4 protein-coding genes are annotated in these 4,447 nt (G+C 38.6%); 2 read left to right on the top strand and 2 right to left on the bottom strand.

Going from position 1 to position 4,447, the window contains the following annotated elements:
• Window positions 1-420 precede the first annotated feature (420 nt).
• On the bottom strand, window positions 421-954 hold the full coding sequence (locus tag IQ229_RS14670) for a DUF3421 domain-containing protein (RefSeq protein ID WP_194044849.1): 534 nt from the start codon (window positions 952-954) through the stop codon (window positions 421-423).
• 562 nt (window positions 955-1,516) lie between these two features.
• The gene (locus tag IQ229_RS14675; protein WP_194044851.1) at window positions 1,517-2,653 is read right to left on the bottom strand and encodes a cob(I)yrinic acid a,c-diamide adenosyltransferase; all 1,137 of its coding nucleotides are present in this window, start codon (window positions 2,651-2,653) and stop codon (window positions 1,517-1,519) included.
• Window positions 2,654-2,891: 238 nt separating this feature from the next.
• On the opposite strand from IQ229_RS14675, the gene fraC reads away from it, so the two are divergent.
• On the top strand, window positions 2,892-3,431 hold the full coding sequence (gene fraC / locus IQ229_RS14680) for a filament integrity protein FraC (RefSeq protein ID WP_194044853.1): 540 nt from the start codon (window positions 2,892-2,894) through the stop codon (window positions 3,429-3,431).
• Between the two features lie 59 nt (window positions 3,432-3,490).
• Window positions 3,491-4,447, top strand: a 957-nt coding sequence (gene fraD / locus IQ229_RS14685) for a septal junction protein FraD (RefSeq protein WP_194044854.1), incomplete at its 3' end; no start/stop codon positions are given.

The following is a 4,447-nucleotide window of genomic DNA, read 5'->3' on the forward strand; positions in this document are numbered from 1 at the left end:
GATAGGGCGTTGTATCAAGCAAAGGCAGCAGGACGCGATCGCTTTGTGCAAAATATTCTACAACCCGAAAGTACAAATTCCCGCTAGTACCGCAAGGCAAAAGTCAAAAGTCAAAATCAATACAGCCTAAGTATTTTATTTATTTGGAAGGGGTGTTTTATTGATGTCGTGTTCTTGTACAGTGACAAATTAAATGACATTGAGACAAATTCATGTCATCGAGTTAAGCCTTACTTTAGGATTGCAAGCATTTGTGTTGATATAGCTTGTAAGCTCCTTGTGCTACTTCTAAGCTTAACGCTCTTTGAGTGCTAACTTTAGACCCTCCATGACATTAATTTGGCACAGCGACAAATAAAAAGTCACTGTACAATCACTCTTAACAACAGCACAATCAGATTGGGGCGTGTTGGCGCTAGTTTATCTAGCAGTTAGAATTTGGAAAAAGTTTTTGTATTGGTATTCTAGCCCTCCGTATGAAACGTAGCAAGTTTTATTTGGAGGATAGTATTTCCCTGGTGCATATCCCGTATTAAGGATGGCTCTGCAAGGATATAAGTCGTATTTACCGTTATTTTCATTACCTCCCCAAACTGGATAGTTAGGCAACTTTCCCGAAAAATTTACCCATTTCCAGTTATTTCCTGTTAGTACACGAAATGTTGTTTTGCGATATTCTTTGCCTCCCCACGGGATGTAGCAATATTTAAAATTTGGTGCTGCCAACTTTCCAGGTGTATATTCCTTATCATGTATCGCTTGGCAAACATACAGTTTAGCTCGATTCTGAGTGCCACCTTCAACAGCATTTCTAGGTAAAGTACCGGGTCTTCCTTTAGCCCATAAAACACCCGCTAATGCAGGTACCCCTATAGAAACAGCTATTCCAACTGCTAGGAGTGTAGTATTAAGATTAAATTTTATTAAGTTTTTTGCGAGATGTTTAAATTGCATATTTGATAACTCCCAACTTTTATAGTTGTCACAGAATTGAGAAAAGTTTTAAAATCACGTAACAATATGAAAAATCAAGTTGTTGGAGAATGCTGAATAAATCAACACTTGAAAATATTCAACTTCTTAAAAAACCCTATTTAATATTTTCATACTTTTAATTTTGCTTTTTAAAAAGATAAATAAAAAGTTATTTTTTTTAATGTTGTACATACTAATAATATAAAAAATTTGAGGCCAGTGTTCAGGGGGTAAAATTGTTAACTTAGCGGTAACATTGGACAAAAAAACCGGGAAAAACTGCTAATATGGTTCAAAATACTAAGATATGCTTTCATTTAAGACCATGAGGTAGTGGTGTTGATTTTTGCGCTTTGCAGATGCAGAATACTGCAAATCTAAACTGCAAACAATCAGAGGAGATTTCCATTTCCGGCTGAGGGCTTTGATCGGCTGCGTCCTCTGGGCAAAGTGTACAACGCCACCAACCCTAACCTCAAAGCGTTCCGCGATCGTTTGCCTTGTTTGGTGAGACTAAATTCATACTCTTAATCAGCAATGCCTAAAAATCTACACCTCGTTTAAGTTCTACACCTTGATTAGCATAGTGTTTGTGGCAATAAACCTCTGAGTGGACGCTAGCCAAGTCAAAATACGCGGGTGGATTTTGGCAGCGACCAGTGATAATAATTTCGGTGTCGCGCGGTTTGCGGAGTAAAGCTTGGACAATGGGTTCTACGGGGAGTAATTCTAAGTCAACGGTGGGATTGAGTTCATCGAGAATAATAGTTTTATACAATCCAGAGGCGATCGCAACTTTTGCAATTTCCCAACCTCGTTCGGCTTCTACATAATCTAATTCTTGCCGGGAATTTCGCCAGACGATCGCATCTCCACCGCAACGCTGATGATCCACTACTTCTGGATATGACTGCTGCAAAGCAGCGATCGCGGCGTCTTCTGTGTAGCCGCTACCACCTTTAAGCCACTGCATAATCAATACACGAGTAGACCCTGGATGATTAATTCCTCTACCAATTGCCTGTAAGGCTTTGCCCAAAGCACTAGTAGACTTACCTTTACCAGCACCAGTATAAATTTCAATCCCTTCCAATAAGAGGGCTTTGGCTGTTGGGTGGTGATGAGGTTTCATTTCTGAGTGCAAATCTGCAATATCGAGCAATTTTTGCGGTGCGGCGCGTCCAGTGGCGATGATTTCCAACTCTTGGGGTTTAGATTTTAATGTTTTTACGACTTCATCCACTGGTAGCAAACCCAAATCCAGAACTGGGTTAATTTCATCTAAGACGACAACTGAATATAAACCACTAGCGATCGCACCTTTGGCCACATCCCAACCCCGCATTGCTTCATCTCGGTCAAAAGTAGTAATTTCCTCATGCCCAAAAAATTCGGCTCTCCCAGTGCGAACCTGGTCAATTAAATGGGGAAACCCGCGTTGTAAAGCTGCGATCGCGCCATCTTCGTCATAATCACGTTCTGGCCCTTTTAAAAACCGCAGCAGTAAAACACGATTAGAATTGCTAGGCGTATTTATTCCCAAGCCAATGGAGCGCAAAACCACCCCCAAAGCCGCTTGAGATTTACCTTTACCCAGACCATCGTAGACGTGAATTTGACCAATAAGCCGTTCTTGACGCACTTGCGCCGTCCGAATCCCAATACCGTTTCTTGTCATCTCTCGAAAAGCTATAACTATGGCAGTCTTTAATCTTACCTAACCTCTTGTACTCTCAGATAGAGAAACTCCCCCTCTAATGCGTCTGTATAAGGGTCAGTTCGATCTATTAACAATATCAATAGAGGAATACTGGCACACCCGCATAGTAAAGGACAAGAACAATGGGATAATTTCCCCCATCACCCTTAATATCCCAGTTATACTCACTACAGCTAACCCTTACCCTTAACCATTTATGGCTGACGATTGGATGCTTCCCAGGATTTTTCCCATTGGTGGATTTCTGTTTGACTTTTTATTTGTACTGATTGCCATCCCCATCGAAGCTTATGTTTTGCATTCTCGACTAAAATTTGACAAGAAAACCAGTACTTTTTATGCAATTTCTATCAATCTGTTTTCTAGTGTAATTGGTTGGTTCATATTTTTTGTATCAGAACCAATGTTGCCAATACAGGTGAAATCAGAATTAATTAACTATATGTTTTTTAATAATTTTAAATCGCCGAACACACAGGCTTTAATTATTTTAACTGCTTGTATAATTTTTTTTACTACGTTTTTGATGAAATTTTTCATTTTAAAAGCTTTACTATTCTCATTAAATGAATCATTTGTAAAACCAGAAGAAGAACCTAAAACATCTCAGCGTCTGCAACGGCGTCGTTTTACCACCCTTAATTTTCAAAATACTAATTTAGTTACAACTATACTAATAGCAAATTCTCTAAGCTATACTGCAATAACTATTATTTTATTATTTCGTTCGAAATAGCAAGAAATTACTTGTTTAATTCAGAGGAAAATATTGATTAATCAGGTGTACGGAGGAATATGAATACGCTACTAAAAGATGTATTTGGGGTTTTTAAGTTTGCTGAAGGGCTTTATGCAGGAATTAGAAAAATATTAGTTCCACCCAAAGCTTATTCTTGGCAGACATTTATTTATCTGAGTGTTTTTTCTTGGATACTCTCATATTTTGCCACAGGTTATATCAAAGATATAATTGCCTTTTTCGGTTGGTTATTTTTAATTGCTGGTACAGCTTGGTATACAACTGAAGATCCTTTGAGGGTTCCTGGTACTTTTATGCCAGTCGGGGCAGTAATTACTGGATTCTTAGTGAGTGTTTTTGCATTTGGAGATCAACAAGATGTAATTACACCCAGAACAATCGTTTTTTGGCCAACAATTTCAGCACTAATTACGGCAATACCAGAGTTTATTGAAGGAAATGACACCGATGCAAAAGCTCGCATTCCTAAGCCGCAAGACCGCCAAAGAATCATAATTTTAGTTGCTAGTAGTATGCTGCTAAGTTGCTGGATTCAGTTTCACTTTGTGATGGATAATTGGTTACGACAATATCCCAGTTTGCAAGCAGATACTTTTAAAAATAGTACCTTTGTTGCCAGAACAGCAGAAACAGTAAAAATTCCCCAAAACGGCGTTGTAATTTTACAGAAACTTCAACCAATAGTAGTAGAGCAAATAGCTGAAAGACCTTGGTCAGAAGTAGAGAAATGGTTGCTAGATGCAAAACAGCGGGTAGGAAATTTGGGTAGGGAAATCATTAGAAAGAATCTGAGTAAATATGAAGAGAAGGAATTATGGCGCGTTGAACCGCGTGTAGCTAATACGAAGTCTGGATATATATTAGATTTATTAAGTATTTGGATAGGCCCAAGTTCTAACCCACGGGGCTATTACTTAAAAAAATCTTGTCGCATTGAACCAGTTGCAGCAGCTACTAATTCAGAGAATAAGATTACAGTTGCAGAAATTGAA

Origin of the sequence: Nostoc cf. edaphicum LEGE 07299, from assembly GCF_015207245.1 — a bacterium.
Classification (GTDB): Bacteria; Cyanobacteriota; Cyanobacteriia; order Cyanobacteriales; family Nostocaceae; genus Nostoc; species Nostoc edaphicum_B.

Coding starts and splice junctions, on each gene's coding strand:
- IQ229_RS14670 (WP_194044849.1), bottom strand. CDS start 954: ATGCAATTTAAACATCTCGCAAAAAACTTAATAAAATTTAATCTTAAT.
- IQ229_RS14675 (WP_194044851.1), bottom strand. CDS start 2,653: ATGACAAGAAACGGTATTGGGATTCGGACGGCGCAAGTGCGTCAAGAA.
- fraC (WP_194044853.1), top strand. CDS start 2,892: ATGGCTGACGATTGGATGCTTCCCAGGATTTTTCCCATTGGTGGATTT.